The organism is Olleya sp. Hel_I_94, from assembly GCF_007827365.1.
GTDB lineage: Bacteria > Bacteroidota > Bacteroidia > Flavobacteriales > Flavobacteriaceae > Olleya.
In genome coordinates this window covers 428,011-446,147 of the sequence record NZ_VISI01000001.1, presented here as the reverse complement: position 1 = coordinate 446,147, position 18,137 = coordinate 428,011, and the positions used below count along the sequence as shown (strand labels likewise).

Genomic DNA, 18,137 nt, shown 5'->3' with positions numbered 1-18,137 from the left:
TAAGAGTTTACTCTAGTGCATAAAAAAGCCTTAACGATTGTTAAGGCTTTTTTTTTAGTTTATGTTTTTAGTGTTTAACCATTCATTGAGATTAAAAACTCTTCGTTGTTTCTGGTTTGTTTAAAGCGGTCGTTTATAAATTCCATAGCTTCTACAGGGTTCATGTCTGCAAGGTATTTACGCATTACCCACATACGTTGGATTGTGGAAGCATCTAGTAATATGTCGTCACGACGTGTACTTGATGATGTTAAATCAATTGCAGGGAAAATACGACGGTTAGATATTTTACGGTCTAATTGTAGCTCCATATTTCCGGTACCTTTAAATTCTTCAAAGATAACCTCGTCCATTTTAGATCCTGTTTCTGTTAATGCTGTTGCAATAATAGTTAGTGACCCTCCATTTTCTATGTTACGTGCAGCTCCAAAGAAACGTTTTGGTTTGTGTAATGCGTTTGCATCTACACCTCCAGAAAGTATTTTTCCTGATGCTGGTTGTACGGAGTTGTATGCTCTGGCTAAACGTGTGATTGAATCTAATAAGATTACTACATCATGTCCACATTCTACCAATCGTTTTGCTTTTTCTAATACGATGTTAGCAATTTTTACATGCTCATGCGCTTCTTTATCAAAAGTAGAAGCAATAACTTCTCCACGCACATTACGTTGCATGTCTGTTACTTCTTCAGGACGCTCGTCAATTAGTAATATCATTTGGTATACTTCAGGATGGTTTGCAGCAATTGCATTGGCAACATCCTTTAAAAGCATTGTTTTACCTGTTTTTGGTTGTGATACTATCATACCACGTTGTCCTTTGCCTATTGGTGCAAACAGGTCCATAATTCGTGTAGAAATAGTCGCTTGCTTTTCTGCAATATTGAATTTTTCTTGAGGAAATAATGGTGTTAAATGCTCAAAAGCAACACGGTCTCTAACCACATTTGGGTTTTGACCATTTATTTTGCTTACTTTAATTAAAGGGAAATATTTTTCGCCTTCTTTTGGTGGTCTTACTTGACCTAATACTGTATCTCCTACTTTTAATCCAAATAAACGGATTTGAGATTGTGATACATAAATATCATCTGGTGATGAAAGGTAATTATAATCTGAAGAACGCAAAAAACCATAGCCATCTTGCATGATGTCTAAGACTCCTTCGCTTTCTATTATTGCGTCAAATTCAAAATCTGGTTCTCTGTAACGGTTACGACTGTCTTTGTTACCGTTATGTTGGTTACCATTTTTTTGATTGTTATTTTTTTGATTCTTTTGGTTGTTATGTTTTGGTCGATTAGGTTGCTTGTTGTCACCTTGTTTATCATCTTTATTGTCGTTAGATTGCTTATTTTTTTGATGATTATGAACCGGTTTTTTTGGTTGTGGTTTAGCAGGTGCTTTTGTTGCAGGTGTTTTATCTCCAACCTCTGATTTTGCTTCTGCCTCAGGTTTTAAATCTAATTGAGGTTGCTTAGTGTTGTCCTTTTGTTGTGCAGGTTTACTAACTCTAGCTCTTTTTGGTTTTTGCGTAGCTGGCTTTTTTGAAGCTTCTGTTTTAGCAGGTGCTTTTTTGACAGGTGTATCCTCTTTTTTTACTTCTAAAACAGCTTTTGGGTCTGCTGCTTGCTTATCTAGTATTTGATATACTAAATCTAATTTTTTTAATGAACGAAACTTTGAGACATTCAGTTTTTTAGCTATATCCTGCAATTCAGGTAGCTTCATTTCTTTTAATTGTGAGATTTCAAACATTGATGTTGAATTAACTTATGTGTTGATGTAATTTGAATTGATTATTTCTTGAAGAAAATAAGATATACTTCTGAAGAATTAACGTCTTGCTAGTGTGAGTGTTGCAAACCGTTACGCAATTATACAACTTTTATTTTAATTTTTTATTTAAGTACTAATGTTTATTCATTTTAATAATTGTCTAAATTTTTAATGATGTATGTTTCATTTATAATAAAAGAAACTATATTTTTGTCATTCATACCATTTGAAACTTTAATATGTTACAACGTATACAAACCATATATTTATTAATTGTTGCTGCAATTTCTGGTGGACTTATTTTTGTCTTTGAGTTATGGACAACAACTAATGAGGTTGTTGTGTTTGCAAAAGATGAGCTACTTGTTTTTGGTTTGTTTTTGGCATCAGCGTTATTAGCATTAGTTTCAATATTTAGCTTTAAAAATAGAAAGTCTCAATTTATGCTGGGACGACTTAATCAGATATTAAATTTAATTTTACTAGGATTTTTCGTGTATCGAATACTAAATGCATCTGGAGAAGCAAATGATGTTTCAGAGAAAGGTGTTGCGATTTTCCTCCCTGTTATTTCTATCGTCTTTTTGATTTTATCAAATAGAGCCATTAAGAAGGATGAAGATCTTGTAAAATCTGTAGATCGTCTACGTTAAACCTAACATCTTAGTAGTATTAGTGCGAGAAAAAACCGAAGCGAAAGCTTCGGTTTTTTTATTTTCTTGGATATTCAATAACTTCTAGATTTTCAATTTTACCATTATCAATGGTAAAGCGTAACATGGTACGTACATTATGAAAACCATGGATGCCAATTGCTCCTGGATTCATGTGTAATAAACCTAGTTTTTTATCCTGTATTACTTTTAATATATGTGAGTGTCCACAAATAAATAATTTAGGTGGATTTTTAGTAATTTCCTCTCTTACCCTAATATTGTATCTATTTGGATATCCTCCAATGTGTGTAATCCAAACATCAACACCTTCAATAGTAAACCGATTGTTTTCAGGGAATTCAGCTCTAGCTTTATTATTATCAATGTTACCCCAAACAGCACGAAGTGGTTTTAATGCTTTAATAGCATCTGTAACTTTAAGGTCACCAATATCTCCAGCATGCCAGACTTCGTCAGCTTGTTTGACGTGACTAAGTACAGCATCATCTATATGACTATGTGTGTCTGATAGTAGTAATATTTTTTTCATTTATTCCAAAATTTTTTCGGGCGGATCTGTTTCTGCAAAAGTGCTAAACTTAAATTTATTTTTTTGTAAACTATTCTTAAAACTTTAGGCTTGTGAGTTGAAGCTTCTGTGTTTGTATTATCTTTGCTTTTTAGAATGTAAAAATACAGCTTTCTTGCGCTATTTTATAGAACTCGCTTATAACGGAACAAATTATCATGGTTGGCAAAATCAGCCCAACGCTATATCTGTACAAGAAGTTTTAGAAAAAGCACTATCAACTATTTTAGGAGAAACTATTACTGTTATGGGAGCAGGACGTACAGATGCAGGTGTACATGCCAAACAGTTGTTTGCTCATATGGATACAGATGTTGCATTTAAAATTGACACGTTGCAGTATAAATTAAATTCTTTTTTACCTAAAGATGTGGCTATTCAGTCCATATTTAAGGTAATACCAGACGCTCATGCTCGTTTTCATGCAACTAGCAGAGCTTATGTTTATAGAATTGCGTTAAGGAAAAGTCCTTTTAATTTTGATCAGACTTATTTTTTAAAACAGTCTTTAGATATTGATAAGCTTAATCAAGCGACTAAAATATTATTTGATTACACAGATTTTCAGTGCTTTAGTAAGTCTAATACAGATGTACATACCTATAATTGTGATATTATGGAGGCAAAATGGGATGTGGTAGAGGACGAAATTCATTTTACAATTAAAGCAGATCGTTTTTTGCGTAATATGGTTAGAGCAATTGTTGGTACGCTAATAAATATTGGTATTGGTAAGTTGGAAGTTAACGACATGCATACAATAATACAATCTAAAAATAGAAGTGAAGCTGGTTATTCCGTACCTGCTAAAGGTTTATATCTAATAAAAGTTGAGTATCCTGATACTATAAAATTAAATGACTAAGACTAAAGAAAACATTTTTGATTTACAACTATTTAAACGTTTGTTTAAATACACAAAACCTTACAGAACCGTTTTTTACGCATTAATAGTGTCTGTTTTAATTTTAGGTGCTTTAAGTATTGCAACACCTGTTTTACTTAGAGAAATTATTGACGAGCATCTTGTTAAAAAAGATTACAGTGGTTTTGTATATCTTATAGTATTAATGGTTGTGCTATTGGTAGCACAAGTTTTGCTACAATTGTTTTTTATATTTTACTCGTCTTGGTTAGGCTTAAAAATGGTAAAAGACATACGTGTTAAACTATTTGACCATATTTTAAGCTTCAGGATGAAATATTTTAACACCTCTTCAGTAGGTGTTTTAATAACAAGAGCTGTTACAGATATGGAACGTATTGCATCTGTTTTTGGTGATGGTTTATTTACCATTGTTAGAGATTTATTAGTTATGGTTGTTATATCTGGTGCAATGTTATATTACAACTGGCAATTAAGTTTAATTGTATTTGTGACCTTACCAATTGTTTTATTTGCAACTAAAATTTTTCAGCGTTACATGAAACGTGCGTTTGAAGATGTACGTAATGAGGTCTCTAACCTAAATTCGTTTGTGCAGGAGCGTGTAACAGGTATGAAAATTTTACAACTGTTTACAAGAGAAGATACCGAGTATAAAAACTTTAAAGAAATTAATAATCGTCATAAAAAAGCGTGGTTAAAAACGGTTTGGTATAACTCGATATTTTTTCCGATTGCAGAATTTTTAGGATCGCTAACAACAGGTTTAGTGGTGTGGTTTGGTGGTTTAAATATTTTAGTTGAAGGTAGTAATGTTACACCTGGAGATTTATTTATGTTTATTACCATGATCCCAATGTTGTTTAGACCATTACGTCAAATAGCAGATAAGTTTAATACGCTGCAAATGGGTATGATTGCCTCAAATCGTGTATTTAAAATATTAGATACAACATCGCATATTGATAATGCTGGAAACTTAATAGCAGATAACTTTAAAGGAGCTATTAATTTTAAAAATGTACACTTTAGTTATGTGGAGGATGAAGAAGTTTTAAAAGGGATCAGTTTTAATGTTAATGTTGGAGATACGGTTGCTATTGTTGGTGCTACAGGAGCAGGAAAAAGTACAGTTATTAACTTGTTAAACCGTTTTTACGAAATTAATTCGGGTAGCATAGCAGTGGATAATATAGATATTAAAGAGTATACATTAGTCTCTTTAAGACAGCAAATAGCAGTAGTGCTTCAAGATGTGTTTTTGTTTGCAGATACCATTTTAAACAATATTACACTTAGTAATCCAAATATTACCGAAGCTGATGTGGTCAAAGCAGCTAAGGATATTGGGATACATGATTTTATAATGAGTCTTCCAAATGGTTACCATTACAATGTAAAGGAAAGAGGTGTTATGTTGTCTTCTGGACAACGCCAATTAATCTCTTTTTTACGTGCCTATGTAACTAACCCAAGTATTTTGGTATTAGATGAAGCAACGTCATCTGTGGATTCGTATTCAGAACAATTAATACAAACAGCAACAGAGAAAATTACTAAAGGTCGTACCTCTATAGTTATTGCACACAGATTAGCAACTATCCAAAAAGCAGATAATATTATTGTTATGGATGCTGGTTTAATTGTAGAGCAAGGAACACATGCCGAGTTGCTTAAAAAAGAAAATGGCTATTATAAAAACTTATACGAAGTACAGTTTTTGCAAGCAGAAAAGGTGGCTAGTTAATTTTTGATAAACCAAATAATATAGAAAAGTAACTAGTATTTAGTTGATTATATTATAATTAAGCAGAGATGCCTAATTTACTAAGCATTTTTTTTACTTTAATAATTTCTTCAGAAGATTTTAAGTAAGCCAAATCACGATGTTTTCCATTGGTTAATTGTAGTGATAATCGTTTTGCACCAAAGACTTTTTTTTCTGTCAAACTAACAATTGTTTTTGTATCAATTTTTTCTTGACTTGATTTTTTAAAAATGAAAAAATATAGGACTACTATGGATACTAATCCTAATATAAGCCAGATTATTTGCATAAAACCAATTCCGCTTTCACTAATATAAGAAACGTTAAGAATAGCGTTTAATAGGTTTAAAATCATCAAAGCTTTTATCATAAAATATTGAGACTTTAATCCATCTTTAATGTCTATGGTATTTTCTTTTTCGTTATAAATAATGTTCATTATAATTTTTAATTAAGGTGAAAACGCATAAAATGGTTGTAGAATAAAATGTTTAACAGAATAGAAATAAGACCTACTCTAAATCATCTTTCAAAATTTGAGCTAATTCAATAGTGTTTTCAAACGGAAGGAATTCGCCATTTCTAAAGCATGAAATCTGTCCAGTTTCTTCACTTACTGCAATTGCAATAGCGTCAGTACGCTCTGTAACACCAACAGCAGCACGATGACGTAATCCAAAACGTTGCGGAATGTTTTTCTCGTTGTTTACAGGTAAAATAACACGTGTTGCTTTAACAATATTATCTTGTATAATAATGGCGCCATCGTGTAGTGGACTATTTTTAAAAAAGATACTTTCTATAATTGGTTGTGTAACTTTAATATTCATTTCGTCACCTGTATTGGCTAAAAAATCAAGATTATTATTACGCTCCAAAACAATTAAAGCACCAGTTTTAGAACTGCTCATTTTATTGCAAGCAGAGATTATAGCATCAATATCTGTGGATGTACCTTGTTCTATCTTTAAAAACTTTAACTGACTTAAAAACTTGCGTCGACTAGCAAAGTTTGTAGATCCAACCATTAATAAAAACTTTCTTACTTCCTGCTGAAATACAATAATTAAAGCAATAAATCCGACACTAATAAAACCTCCTAAAATCTTGGTAAGTAAAACCATTTGTAAGGCTTCAACCGTCAAGTAAATAAAGTAGATAACCACAATACCAATAAAAATATTAATGGCTACAGTCCCTTTAACTAGCTTGTATACGTAATAAAGTAGCAGTGCAACAAGCACAACATCTATCATGTCAATCCAACTAAATTTTAAAATGTCTTTAAATATTTCCAACGAAAAGCGGTTTTTGTAAAATTAGTAAAATTGGGTTAAAAGATCTGCTCGATTTTATTAATAACGGTTCTTTCATTTTTTAAACGCATTAATTTTGATTTTATAGATATGTAATCTTGGAAACTTAAATTTTTATTGAAAAGTATTTGAACATTGTAAAAGTCGCCTCCATGATCCTTGTCGTCAAGATTAAACACGTTAAGTTTTTCTTTTAGATAATTATTCAATTGATTCAAATTCGTTTCTCCTGAAATAATAAAAGAATTTATAGTAATGTCTTCAAGGCTATTGATAATAAGATTTATGTCAAATGAGTTATCATCTATTTCAATATCTTCAGAATTAGTTTCAGAGTAATTTAAACGATAAACAACTTCAGTAAAATCAATAAAGCCTAAATTTTTAATACTAGTATCATTACAAGTGTAATAATTTCTAGCTTTTTCATTTTTATGCAAGGTTGCATTACGCTTCTTCTCTTGTAGTTTTATTATAGATGGTAACGCTTGTTCTAATGTTAAGCGCTTGTCAACGTTTACTAACCAGTTAGTAGAAATAATTAAGTTTTTTCGGTTTAACTCAACACTATCTTGTTTGGTTTCATCATAAAAAATATAAGCAGGAGAGACGTCTAAAATCTGAGTTATTTCTGCATTTTGTATTTCTGGTAGTTGTATTACTTTTTCGTTTCCGCAAGAAAAAAATAAAAATAGTACAGTAATAAATATAAATCTGTTAAGCATGTAATTTGTTATATAGTGTGATACATTCTTTAGCTTCTTTTACATCGTGCACGCGCAAAATTTTAGCTCCTTTTTGTAGTGCAATCACGTGTAAAGCGGTTGTTCCGTTTAAAGCATTTGCTGCTGTAGTATCTATGGTTTTGTAAATCATAGATTTTCTGGATATACCTGCTAATACTGGCAATTCTGCAATATTTAATAATTCAAACTTACTTAAAAGTTCAAAATTTTGTTCTAAAGTTTTAGCAAAACCAAAACCAGGATCTAAAATTAAATCTATAATACCCAATTCGCGCGCTTTGGCGATACGTTCTGAAAAATAAAAATTAATATCCTTGATTAAGTTGCTGTATTGGGTTAGTGTTTGCATAGTTTGTGGTGTACCACGCATATGCATCATTATATATGGGACTTGTAAGTCGGCAATAATTGGTAGCATGTTGTCATCTAATAAACCTGCCGAAATATCATTAATTAAAGCAGCACCTTCAATAATAGTTGCTTTTGCTACTTGACTTCTAAAGGTGTCCACAGATATTATAATATCTGGAAAATGACCAACCAAAAGTTTTATTATTGGTACAATGCGTTGCAATTCTTCGTCTTCACTTACAAATGGCGCATTTGGTCTTGAGCTGTAAGCACCAACGTCAATAAACGTGGCACCTTCATTTAGCATGTTTTCTACTTGTTTTATTATTGAAGTTTCATCTTTATAACGTCCACCATCAAAAAAAGAATCTGGTGTTACATTTAAAATACCCATTACTTTTGGAGTACTTAAATCTATAAGTTTGCCTTTACAATTTATTGTCATTGATACACTTAAATATGGTGTTGGGATAACGTTAGTAAAACTTTAAACCCTAAACCTTGAACTTTAAATAATTTTATGCGAAATTTACGCAAAATTCAATTAGAGTTTATCAAATATGCAAGATACTTCAAAACAATACGATGCTGTAATAAAAACCTGTCGTGACCTTTTTATTAATAAAATGACAGATTATGGTAGTGCATGGCGAATTTTACGTTTACCATCATTAACCGATCAAATTTTTATAAAAGCACAACGTATTAGAGGTTTGCAACAAAACGATGTGCGTAAAGTTGACGAAGGTGAGCAAAGCGAATTTATCGGGATTATCAACTATTGTATTATGGCATTAATACAACTCCAAAAAGGAGTGGTAGAGCAGCCAGATTTGGAAGTCGAAGAAGCGACTGTTTTATATGACGAACAAGTAAAAGCAACAAAGCAGTTAATGAAGGACAAAAACCATGATTATGGAGAGGCTTGGAGAGACATGCGTGTTAGTAGTTTAACCGATTTAATTTTACAAAAATTATTACGTGTTAAGCAAATTGAAGATAATTCAGGTAAAACAATAGTAAGTGAAGGCATTGATGCTAATTATCAAGACATGATTAATTACGCCATTTTTGCAATGATACATTTAACAGAACAATAAAATTGCTTTTGCAATTTGATATTTATATATAGTTATGAAATACATAGTCGGTTTTTTAAGAATATTTGTTGGTATATTTTTTATTATTTCAGGATTTATAAAGCTTAATGATCCAATCGGATTTGCTTTTAAATTAGAAGAATATTTTGGGCCAACCGTTTTAGATTTACCATTTTTTATTCCTTATGCTTTAGGGATTTCAATAATAGTTGTCGTTTTTGAGGTGCTTTTAGGTATATTTTTAATTATTGGATATAAACCTAAATTTACAATTTGGAGTTTATTATTAATGATAATATTCTTCACATTTTTAACCTTTTACTCAGCGTACTTTGATAAAGTAAAAGACTGTGGTTGCTTTGGTGATGCTATGAAAATGGATCCATGGGAAAGCTTCGGTAAAGATGTTTTTCTATTAGTTTTAATTTTAATTATTTTCTTTGGAATAAAATACGTTAAGCCATTTTTTGGTAAACTAGCTACCACTATTTTGTCTTTATTAAGTTTTATAGCTTGTTTAGGTTTTGCTTACCATGTGTTAAGGCATTTACCAAGTATTGATTTTAGACCATTTAAAATAGGAAACAACATTACAGATAACATGATTGTGCCAGATGATGCACCACAACCAGTAATTGAGTATACGTGGACGTTTAATGAAAATGGTACAGAAAAACAATATATAACAGACGGTTCATACCCTGAATCTCCAGGAGAATATCTTACAGTGACAACAAAAACAATATCGGAAGGTTATGAGCCACCAATCCATGATTTTTCAATTGAAAAAGATGGTGAGGATTTTACTCAGGACATCCTAACGCGACCAAATGTACTATTGGTAGTTAATTACAACTTAGCAAAATCTGAAAGTGATGGTTTAATGGCTGTAAAACAAATTACAGATAAAGCAATCGCAAATGGTTATGACGTTATTGGTTTAACAGCATCTGGACCAGATGAGGCAAATGGTGTAATCTCAAATTATAAATTAGGTTTTGAGTATTATTTCTGTGACGAGACTGCTTTAAAAACAATCATCCGTTCTAATCCAGGATTATTAAAATTAGAAAAAGGGACCATCATCCAAAAAGTACATTGGAATGATATTGATCAATTAGAACTACCAAAAGTAGATAGACCAGCACCTAAGGTTATAGATGATGGAACAGCACATGTAGTTGATGATAAAGTTTTAAATAAAGAAGCATTTGAAGCTTTACAGTTAAGTGAAGATCAAATTGAAAAGGTATCTGTTTTTAAAGGAGCTTCAGAGGTTAAAACAGTTATTGATTCAATAAACACAGCTACTGGTAAAAATTACACAAGTATTGTAAAAATTGTAACAAAAAAAACAGAATAACATAACTTCTATTGATTTGTAAAGCATAAGCAAATTATATCTGGAAACACATTAATTTGTAAAACAGTAAAACAACGTATTTAAAATAAATATACCCACTGACAACATACCTTCTAAATAAAACAGGTTACGCATTACTTACATTATTTGGTGTAATAACCGTTATATTCTTATTATTTAGTGTGCTTCCAGGAGATCCAGCACAAATGATGTTGGGTCAAAATGAGGATAGTCAGCAACTAGCAATTATCAAAAAAAAATACGGTTTTGATAAGCCTGTTGCAACGCAATATTTGTATTATTTAAACGATTTGTCTCCAGTATCATTTCACTCAAAAACAGAAGGTGACTACACTTATTTAAGTCAAAATAAATACGCAGCAACACAACTATTTGCAATTGGCAATACTACAATGGTTGTTAAATTTCCATACCTACGCGAGTCTTTTACAAAGCAAGGTAAAAAAGTAAGCCAAGTATTATCAGAGACGTTACCCAATACGTTTGTATTGGCAGTTTCAGCAATACTAATCGCAATCTTTTTAGGTGTTATATTAGGCGTGGTTTCTGCATTAAAAAAAGATACTTTTTTAGATAAAACCATTCAAATATTAAGTACCTTAGGTATGAGTGTACCATCCTTTTTCAGCGCCATATTATTTGCATGGTTATTTGGATTTGTATTGCATAAATACACCAATCTAGAAATGACAGGAAGTCTTTACGAGTTGGATGATTTTGGCGAAAAAATGCACGTAAAATGGAAAAACTTAATCCTACCAGCAATCGTATTAGGGATAAGGCCATTAGCAGTCGTGATACAATTAATGCGCAACTCCCTATTAGAAGTACTTAATCAAGATTATATCAGGACAGCCAGAGCAAAAGGCTTATCAGAGTTTCAGATTATTAAAAAACACGCTATTAAAAACGCATTAAACCCAGTAGTAACTGCAATCTCAGGTTGGTTTGCAAGTATGCTAGCAGGCGCAGTGTTTGTGGAGTATATTTTTGGTTGGAACGGATTAGGAAAAGAAATTGTAAACGCACTTAACACCTTAGATTTACCTGTAATTATGGGATCTGTGTTAATAATAGCCTTACTATTCATAATAATTAATATTTTTGTAGATATAATATACACTTGGTTAGATCCAAAAGTTAAATTAGAATAAAACGTAACGTCATGAGAAAAAACATAGTAGCCGGAAATTGGAAAATGAATAACGATTTACCACAATCAGAAGCATTAATTTCAGATTTAAAAAGACAAACAAAAACATCTAATGCAGAGGTTATGATTGCGCCAACATTTACCAACTTATGGCATGCTTTTGAAGCTACAAGACATGACGATATCGAGGTTATTGCACAAAACATGCACTTCGCAGAAAATGGTGCATACACAGGAGAGGTAAGTGCAGACATGCTTAAAAGCGTAGGTATCCAAACAGTAATTTTGGGTCACTCAGAGCGTCGTGCATATTTTAACGAAGACGATGCTATTTTAGCTAAAAAAGTAGACCAAGCCTTATCTAAAGACTTACGCGTAATTTTCTGTTTTGGAGAAGAGCTAGCAGACCGTAAAGCAGCAAACCACGAAGCAGTGGTAGAAAGTCAAATCAAAAACGCATTGTTTCATTTAGACGCTTCAACATTCAAAAATATCGTGTTGGCTTATGAGCCTGTATGGGCAATCGGAACAGGAGAAACAGCAAGTCCAGAACAAGCACAAGACATGCACAAATTTATCCGTAAAACATTAAACGACAAATACGGTAACCAAGTTGCAGATGACATGACTATCCTTTACGGAGGGAGTGTAAAACCAGCAAACGCCAAAGAAATTTTCTCAAAACCAGACGTAGATGGTGGATTAATTGGAGGAGCAGCCTTAAAAGCCGAAGATTTTTACGCAATCGTAAATGCCTTTTAAATAACAATAAAAATTAAAATAATTTGGGCGTTACCACAAGGGTCGCGTCTTCCGTTATATCTTTTTTTGCCATATGTGGCAGCAAAAAAAGGATGCCACTACAACCGCTAACGCAGGCTAATCTGCAAAATACAGTACAAATTATAATGTCAAATATTATTTACATAGGGTATTACTTTAAAGTGCAACCCATGCAACCAGGAACAGAAATCCTGATAGCAGAACTAGGTTACGCAGGATTTGAAAGTTTTGTAGAAACCGAAGAAGGGGTTACAGCATACATTCAAAAAGAAGAATATAACGCTTCCATTTTGGACGATATCCAAATATTAAAGTCGGACGAGTTTGAAATCACCTATACCTTTGACGAAATTGAGCAAACCAATTGGAACGAAGAGTGGGAGAAAAACTTTAACCCAATAGTGGTTGATGATATGTGTGCAGTACGTGCACCATTTCATGATAAGTTTGACACACAATACGATATTATCATCGAGCCAAAGATGAGTTTTGGAACCGGACATCATGAAACCACACACATGATGATCCAGCATATTCTTAAAAACGACTTTACAGATAAGTCCGTTTTAGATATGGGATGCGGTACAGCTGTTTTAGCAATACTAGCAGAGATGAAAGGAGCAAAACCATTAGATGCAATAGATATAGACAACTGGTGCTACTTAAATAGCTTAGAAAATGTGGAGCGTAACAATTGTAAACATATTTCTGTTTACGAAGGGGAAGCAGCACTTTTAAAAGATAAAAAGTACGACACTATTATTGCAAACATTAATCGTAACATTTTATTAAATGACATCGCAGCATATTCTAAATGTTTGGATGCAAAAGGCACCTTGTTTTTAAGTGGTTTTTACCAAGAAGACATCTCAATGATAGAAAAAGAGTGTAATAATAATCAACTTTTTTTAAAGGATACATTAACCAAAAATAATTGGGTTGCACTTAAGTTTGAGAAGCAGTAAAATTGCTTAAAATCACAATTATCGATTAAATACATAAAATTTTAACAATTTTATTAAAAATAAACAGAGTCCTGTGGTTAAAACCTCAGGATTCTTCTTTTTTAAACAATTATCTTTGACCTGATAATTATCTCACATAAGATTAATAGCAAAATATCCTTAAACTAATATTTTAAGATTGTGTGAAACATTTTACGTAAAGCAAACCATTTATTAATTTAAAATTCAACCAAAAATGAAGAAAATTAAATTTATGGCTTTAGCTAGCCTATGTTTTATTCTAGGATTACAATCATGTCAAAAAAACGAAGACACGATTATAGACGAAGAAGTTGCAGCAATAGAAGTGTCTGCAGAGCTTTTAGCTAAATTGGCAAAAGCACAAATTAATACCGACAATGCTAAAATAGTAGACTTCATGCTTCCTGATGGTTCAACTAAAGAAATGATTGAAGTTGAAGGTGATCTTTTTATGAGCGAAGAAGACATTTTAAACTTAGATGATGATGCTTCAGCATCAGAGCGAAATTATCGTACAAATAATTTAGTGTCACAGGGTAAAACCATTACTATTATTGGATATACAGGTGGTAGTAATGCCTTATCAACCAAAGAGAGAACTGCTTTGCAATGGGCTGTTGATAATTACAATGCGCTAAGCGGAGTTTCAATTTCATTTCAATTATCATTTGGGACTAATTACTCTTCAAAAGATATGGTAGTATATCATAATCCTAGTCAATCTGGAGCAGGAGGATCTGCAGGTTTTCCAAGCAATGGTAATCCTCATAAATTTGTTCAAATTTATGGTTTAGACAACTACGATACTAATGTTGTGGAGCATGTTATTACGCACGAAATTGGTCACTCCATAGGTTTTAGACACACAGATTGGTTTAATAGAGCTAGTTGTGGTCAAAATCAAAATGAAGGAGCAGGATCTATTGGTGCAATAGATTTAGGAGGTAATAATCCAGAGACATCTGTTATGCTAGCATGCTTTAGTAGTGGAGAGGATGGCGAGTTTGGAACTGACGATATCAATGCGCTTCAAATTATGTATTAAAAGTAATATGATATAATTTACAAAAGACTTCTGTGACGACAGAAGTCTTTTTTTATATCTAATATTTTTTTACTTTTATAAAAAAAATAGTACGTATGAGTACAAAAGAAAAAATACAAGAAGAACACGAGGTAAGTACCTTAGAACAACCTAATAATGAAATTGTTGTTTATAATGACGATGTTAATACGTTTGATCACGTCATAGATACTTTAATTTATGCTTGTGATCATACACCAGAACAAGCAGAGCAATGTACAATTTTGGTACATTATAAAGGACAATGTACAGTTAAGACTGGAGCCTATAAAGAATTAGAACCACGATGTACAATGTTATTAGAAGCAGGATTAAGTGCTGAAATAATTTAAAAAAAAAGAGTCTTTAATTTTAAAGACTCTTTTTTTTTGTTGTAATTACTTTCGTTTGCACGTGTTTATACCTAATATGGTATAAAGTGGACAAAAATTGATAAAGCTGGTTATTAAAAATATTATTGCAATACCCATTAAAACGTAAGCTAGAGTTCCGGTAATAACATTTAGATAATACAATAGTGCAATTAGTACAGCAACTAATACTCTTAAGCTTTTATCTAAAGCTCCCATATTTTTTTTCATAATAAAAGGTGTTAAGTATCTAAATGTAAGTATAAGTCATAAAAAAAGCAAGCTATAGTAGCTTGCTTTTTTTTTCGTGACCTCGAAGGGACAAAGTTCGAACTTTTTGAAGGAAGATATTAACCTAATTATCTCAAAATCAATAATTATGAATAATTCAGCATCTTAATGATTTAATCCCACTTCATTTTTTGCAACCTAACGGCATTTAAAATAGCGAGCAATGCTACACCCACATCGGCAAATACAGCTTCCCACATTGTGGCTAGACCACCTGCTCCCAAAATTAGAACTATAATTTTGACTCCAAAGGCTAGAACAATATTCTGCCAAACAATACTTCTTGTGGAACGTCCTATTTTTATAGCACGTGCAATCTTCGAGGGTTGGTCATTTTGAATGATGACATCTGCGGTTTCAATAGCAACATCACTTCCAAGGCCTCCCATCGCGATTCCTACATCACTGGCAGCAAGTACAGGTGCATCGTTAATTCCATCTCCTATAAAAGCAACCTTAGTGCCTGGTTGTGCTTTAAGTTTTTCTACTTCGTTGAGTTTATCTTCTGGGAGTAATCCTCCTTTTGCCCAATCGATGCCTAATTCTTTGGCTACTTGCTGAGTAATAGAATCTTTATCGCCCGATAGCATAATAATTTTAATAATACCTGACGCACGTATTTCTTTAATGGCTTGATGAGCATCCTCTTTCAACTCATCTGCAATGGTTACATAACCAGCAAATTTACCGTCAATTCCGACCATCACTATGGATTGAACAATACTATCAGTTTCTGATGGAACGTCAATAGCGTTTGAAGTCATTAAAGCTTTGTTTCCTACCAGCACGGTTTTCCCGTTTACGGTTCCTTTCAATCCTTTTCCTGCGATTTCAGTTACTTCGGTTGCATCATAGTCGGCACCTTCGGCTTTGTATTCCATTATGGCTTTAGCAATGGGATGAGTGGATTTCTCTTCCATTGCCATTAAGTATTTCATAAAGTCCGCTTTCGCGAAAGCGGAATCACTTATAACTTCCTTTATTTTGAACACACCTTTAGTTACCGTTCCAGTTTTATCCATCACAACGGTATTAACTTGGGTCATTGCGTCTAGAAAAGAAGCTCCCTTGAATAAAATCCCATTACGAGATGCTGCTCCCAATCCACCAAAATATCCCAGCGGAATAGAGATTACCAATGCACAAGGACAGGAGATTACAAGAAAGATTAAAGCTCGATATAACCAGTCTCTAAAAACATAATCATCTACAAAAAAGTAAGGAAGTAATGTGAGACCTATCGCTAAGAAAACTACAATAGGCGTATAAACACGAGCAAATTTCCTAATGAATAATTCAGTTTTAGATTTACGAGCTGTTGCATTCTGTACCATATCTAGGATACGTGCAATAGAACTGTCCTTAAACTCCTTTGTCGCTTCTACCTCAATAACTCCATCAAGATTGATACTTCCTGCAAATACGGATGCTCCTTTCTGGACGGTATCTGGTTTACTTTCTCCGGTAAGAGCAGCGGTATTGAAAGAACCCTTCTCTGAAAGTAATAATCCATCAAGAGGCACTTTTTCTCCTACGCGTACTTGAATTTTTTCGCCAATTTCTACAGTCTCAGGATTCACAGAAATAAAATCACCATTACGAAAAACCAAAGCCTCATTAGGACGCACATCAAGTAATGCCTTGATATTTCCCTTTGCTCGATTCACTGCGGCTTGTTGAAACAGTTCACCTACAGCATAAAATAACATCACAGCTACACCTTCTGGATATTCGCCAATGGCGAATGCACCTAAAGTCGCAATGGACATTAAGAAGAATTCTGTAAAGAAATCTCCATTCTTAATACTGTTCCAGCCTTCTTTAATTACTGGAAAGCCAACAGGAATATACGCCACTGTATACCATACAATTCTCACCCATCCTTTGAAAAATGGTAAGGCGTCAAAATAATCAACTGCAATACCTATCATAAGCATTACAAAGCTGAAAATAGCAGGTACATACGTCTTGAATTTTGAAACACTTTCTGGACTGCTGTGATTGTGTCCATCATCGTGACTGTGCTCACCAGAATGTTTCTGCGTGTCTATATCTCTTAAGTTTACTTTTTTCTTTTTCATTTGATATTGAATAAGTTAATTATGTCATTTGGTATAGGCATACGTTTTAATGGTGGCACATTTGAACCTCCTGTATTACCTAATGGCACGTGATTAATAAACGACTTCCAACCACCAACGATTAATCTAATTATTTGACCAAATACTTCTTTAGTATTCTTTTGCATCAACCCAAATTTCAACATTAACCAATGTGAATAGGTATGCTCCATTGGATACGATTGACCTATAATGTGACTTCTTTCTAAATGATACCAAGCAATAGCAAATTCTTCCATTTCTAAGTTATTGCGGTATAACTCTAACTCTTTACTATATGCCTGTTTTAGATGTTTTGGTATTTTAATATTCAACCTCATATCCTTTAAATTTCATTAAAAGTAGTTCTATTAGTAGTGCAACAGAAGTGCATTTATTGACCACTGCATTTATCGCATATTCCTTTTACGACTAGGTTTACATTCTCTGAAACAAAGCCATCAGGTACTTTAATTTGAGGAATTTTATGTTCCGTAAGACACACAGTTTCGTTGCAATTGTTACAATGGAAATGCAAGTGTAAATCTTGTTCAATCTCACAGTTGCAACCACTTTCGCACAAAGCATATTTTGAAATTCCCGTACCGTCATCTATTTGGTGAACGATCTTCTTTTCTTCAAAGGTTTTGAGTGTACGATATAATGTGGTACGTTCCGCTTTCGCGAAAGCGTACTCAATATCAGTTAACGCCACCGCAATCTTCTTTTCAGCCAAGTATTTATAAATCAAAATACGCATCGCCGTAGGACGTACTTGATGATTTTCTAATGTTTTTTCTATTTCTGTCATTTT

The 18,137-nt window shown here is 32.8% G+C and carries 20 protein-coding genes; 10 read left to right on the top strand and 10 right to left on the bottom strand.

Translation table 11 applies throughout. The features are described 5' to 3' along the window. Window positions 1-74: 74 nt before the first annotated feature. Window positions 75-1,760 (bottom strand): transcription termination factor Rho, encoded by a 1,686-nt coding sequence (gene rho, locus JM82_RS02155; RefSeq protein WP_145000810.1) that lies wholly within the window; start codon window positions 1,758-1,760, stop codon window positions 75-77. 260 nt (window positions 1,761-2,020) lie between these two features. Here rho and JM82_RS02150 point away from each other — a divergent pair, with 260 nt between their 5' ends. After that, window positions 2,021-2,434, top strand: coding sequence for a DUF4293 domain-containing protein (locus JM82_RS02150; protein ID WP_145000808.1), 414 nt, complete (start codon window positions 2,021-2,023; stop codon window positions 2,432-2,434). A gap of 58 nt (window positions 2,435-2,492) precedes the next feature. On the opposite strand, the gene JM82_RS02145 is transcribed toward JM82_RS02150, so the two are convergent. Then, window positions 2,493-2,987: a metallophosphoesterase family protein gene (locus tag JM82_RS02145; RefSeq protein ID WP_145000806.1), complete on the bottom strand. Its 495-nt coding sequence runs from the start codon at window positions 2,985-2,987 to the stop codon at window positions 2,493-2,495. A gap of 154 nt (window positions 2,988-3,141) precedes the next feature. On the opposite strand from JM82_RS02145, the gene truA reads away from it, so the two are divergent. Together truA and JM82_RS02135 are read left to right on the top strand one after the other, a co-directional pair. Beyond that, a complete protein-coding gene (truA, locus tag JM82_RS02140; RefSeq protein WP_145000804.1) occupies window positions 3,142-3,891 on the top strand; it encodes a tRNA pseudouridine(38-40) synthase TruA in 750 nt (249 codons plus the stop codon). After that, entirely contained in the window at window positions 3,884-5,659 is a 1,776-nt protein-coding gene (locus tag JM82_RS02135; protein WP_145000802.1) for an ABC transporter ATP-binding protein, read from the top strand. Before truA ends, JM82_RS02135 begins: the two co-directional genes overlap by 8 nt. 58 nt (window positions 5,660-5,717) lie before the next feature. Here the strand turns inward: JM82_RS02135 and JM82_RS02130 are convergent, their stop codons facing one another. From JM82_RS02130 to folP, 4 genes are all read right to left on the bottom strand, one after another. Next, the gene (locus tag JM82_RS02130) at window positions 5,718-6,119 is read right to left on the bottom strand and encodes a hypothetical protein (RefSeq protein ID WP_145000800.1); all 402 of its coding nucleotides are present in this window, start codon (window positions 6,117-6,119) and stop codon (window positions 5,718-5,720) included. A gap of 73 nt (window positions 6,120-6,192) precedes the next feature. Continuing rightward, window positions 6,193-6,978 (bottom strand): diadenylate cyclase CdaA, encoded by a 786-nt coding sequence (gene cdaA, locus JM82_RS02125; RefSeq protein ID WP_145000797.1) that lies wholly within the window; start codon window positions 6,976-6,978, stop codon window positions 6,193-6,195. 35 nt (window positions 6,979-7,013) lie between these two features. Further along, complete coding sequence (locus JM82_RS02120) at window positions 7,014-7,721, bottom strand: hypothetical protein (RefSeq protein WP_145000795.1); 708 nt, start codon at window positions 7,719-7,721, stop codon at window positions 7,014-7,016. Further along, window positions 7,714-8,538, bottom strand: coding sequence for a dihydropteroate synthase (gene folP / locus JM82_RS02115; protein WP_145000793.1), 825 nt, complete (start codon window positions 8,536-8,538; stop codon window positions 7,714-7,716). The genes JM82_RS02120 and folP overlap by 8 nt, the downstream gene beginning before the upstream one ends. A gap of 115 nt (window positions 8,539-8,653) precedes the next feature. On the opposite strand from folP, the gene JM82_RS02110 reads away from it, so the two are divergent. The 7 genes from JM82_RS02110 (at window position 8,654) to JM82_RS02080 (ending at window position 14,915) form a co-directional block, all read left to right on the top strand. Continuing rightward, complete coding sequence (locus tag JM82_RS02110) at window positions 8,654-9,193, top strand: DUF1599 domain-containing protein (RefSeq protein ID WP_145000792.1); 540 nt, start codon at window positions 8,654-8,656, stop codon at window positions 9,191-9,193. Between the two features lie 34 nt (window positions 9,194-9,227). Next, complete coding sequence (locus JM82_RS02105; RefSeq protein WP_145000790.1) at window positions 9,228-10,556, top strand: BT_3928 family protein; 1,329 nt, start codon at window positions 9,228-9,230, stop codon at window positions 10,554-10,556. A 98-nt stretch (window positions 10,557-10,654) separates the two neighbouring features. Further along, window positions 10,655-11,731 (top strand): ABC transporter permease, encoded by a 1,077-nt coding sequence (locus JM82_RS02100; RefSeq protein WP_145000788.1) that lies wholly within the window; start codon window positions 10,655-10,657, stop codon window positions 11,729-11,731. 11 nt (window positions 11,732-11,742) lie between these two features. Continuing rightward, window positions 11,743-12,492: a triose-phosphate isomerase gene (gene tpiA / locus JM82_RS02095; protein ID WP_145000786.1), complete on the top strand. Its 750-nt coding sequence runs from the start codon at window positions 11,743-11,745 to the stop codon at window positions 12,490-12,492. Window positions 12,493-12,638: 146 nt separating this feature from the next. Beyond that, window positions 12,639-13,478 (top strand): 50S ribosomal protein L11 methyltransferase, encoded by an 840-nt coding sequence (gene prmA, locus JM82_RS02090; RefSeq protein ID WP_145000784.1) that lies wholly within the window; start codon window positions 12,639-12,641, stop codon window positions 13,476-13,478. A gap of 235 nt (window positions 13,479-13,713) precedes the next feature. Then, window positions 13,714-14,544, top strand: coding sequence for a M57 family metalloprotease (locus tag JM82_RS02085; protein WP_145000782.1), 831 nt, complete (start codon window positions 13,714-13,716; stop codon window positions 14,542-14,544). Window positions 14,545-14,639: 95 nt separating this feature from the next. Beyond that, window positions 14,640-14,915 (top strand): ATP-dependent Clp protease adaptor ClpS, encoded by a 276-nt coding sequence (locus tag JM82_RS02080; RefSeq protein WP_145000780.1) that lies wholly within the window; start codon window positions 14,640-14,642, stop codon window positions 14,913-14,915. A gap of 45 nt (window positions 14,916-14,960) precedes the next feature. On the opposite strand, the gene JM82_RS02075 is transcribed toward JM82_RS02080, so the two are convergent. From JM82_RS02075 to JM82_RS02060, 4 genes are all read right to left on the bottom strand, one after another. Further along, window positions 14,961-15,164: a DUF2892 domain-containing protein gene (locus tag JM82_RS02075; protein WP_145000778.1), complete on the bottom strand. Its 204-nt coding sequence runs from the start codon at window positions 15,162-15,164 to the stop codon at window positions 14,961-14,963. Window positions 15,165-15,337: 173 nt separating this feature from the next. After that, window positions 15,338-17,305: a heavy metal translocating P-type ATPase gene (locus JM82_RS02070; RefSeq protein ID WP_042247724.1), complete on the bottom strand. Its 1,968-nt coding sequence runs from the start codon at window positions 17,303-17,305 to the stop codon at window positions 15,338-15,340. Next, entirely contained in the window at window positions 17,302-17,664 is a 363-nt protein-coding gene (locus JM82_RS02065; protein WP_145000776.1) for a DUF3703 domain-containing protein, read from the bottom strand. The genes JM82_RS02070 and JM82_RS02065 overlap by 4 nt, the downstream gene beginning before the upstream one ends. A gap of 53 nt (window positions 17,665-17,717) precedes the next feature. Further along, window positions 17,718-18,134: a Fur family transcriptional regulator gene (locus JM82_RS02060; RefSeq protein ID WP_042293777.1), complete on the bottom strand. Its 417-nt coding sequence runs from the start codon at window positions 18,132-18,134 to the stop codon at window positions 17,718-17,720. Between the last annotated feature and the right edge of the window lie 3 nt (window positions 18,135-18,137).